1 pseudogene is annotated in these 1,084 nt (G+C 68.4%); it reads left to right on the top strand.

Going from position 1 to position 1,084, the window contains the following annotated elements:
- Window positions 1–1,084: pseudogene (locus ACIBST_RS48920) on the top strand (DNA-directed RNA polymerase subunit beta); the annotation flags it as partial.

Genomic DNA, 1,084 nt, shown 5'->3' with positions numbered 1-1,084 from the left:
GTGAGCCGCCGACCAAGGAGTCGGCGCAGACCCTGCTGGAGAACCTGTACTTCAACCCCAAGCGGTACGACCTGGCCAAGGTGGGCCGCTACAAGGTCAACAAGAAGCTCGGGGTCGACTCCGAGATCACGCGGGGCACGCTGACCGAGGACGACGTCGTCTCGATGATCGAGTACCTGGTGCGGCTGCACGCGGGGGAGACGTCCATGGGCGAGGTCGTCGTGGAGCTCGACGACATCGACCACTTCGGCAACCGGCGCATCCGCAGCGTCGGCGAGCTCGTCCAGAACCAGGTCCGGCTGGGCCTGGCCCGCATGGAGCGCGTCGTCCGGGAGCGGATGACCACCCAGGACGTCGAGGCGATCACGCCGCAGACCTTGATCAACATCCGGCCGGTGGTGGCGTCGATGAAGGAGTTCTTCGGCACCTCGCAGCTGTCGCAGTTCATGGACCAGATCAACCCGCTGGCCGGCCTGACGCACAAGCGGCGGCTGAACGCCCTGGGCCCCGGTGGTCTGTCCCGTGAGCGGGCCGGGATGGAGGTCCGTGACGTGCATCCGTCCCACTACGGCCGGATGTGCCCGATCGAGACGCCCGAGGGCCCGAACATCGGCCTCATCGGCTACCTCGCCTGCTACGGCCGTCTCAACGCCTTCGGCTTCATCGAGACGCCCTACCGCAAGGTCGTCGACGGCAGGGTCACCGACCGGATCGACTACCTGACGGCCGACGAGGAGGACCGGTTCGTCGTCGCCCAGGCGAACTCGTCCCTGGGCGCGGACGGCGAGCTGACCGACGCCCGCGTCCTGGTCCGCACCAAGGGCGGCGAGACCGACTACGTATCCTCCCGCGAGGTCGACTACATCGACGTGTCGCCGCGCCAGATGGTGTCGGTCGCCACCGCGATGATCCCGTTCCTGGAGCACGACGACGCCAATCGCGCCCTGATGGGCGCGAACATGCAGCGCCAGTCGGTGCCGCTGATCCGCAGCGAGGCGCCGCTGGTCGGCACCGGCATGGAGTACCGTGCCGCGACCGACGCCGGCGACGTCATCAGCGCCGAGAAGGCCGGCGTGGTGGAGGA

The sequence above is a fragment of the Nonomuraea sp. NPDC049684 genome, assembly GCF_044465345.1.
Classification (GTDB): domain Bacteria; phylum Actinomycetota; class Actinomycetes; order Streptosporangiales; family Streptosporangiaceae; genus Nonomuraea.
Note: the sequence above shows the minus strand (reverse complement) of the source record. Positions and strands in the feature narration are given on the sequence as shown.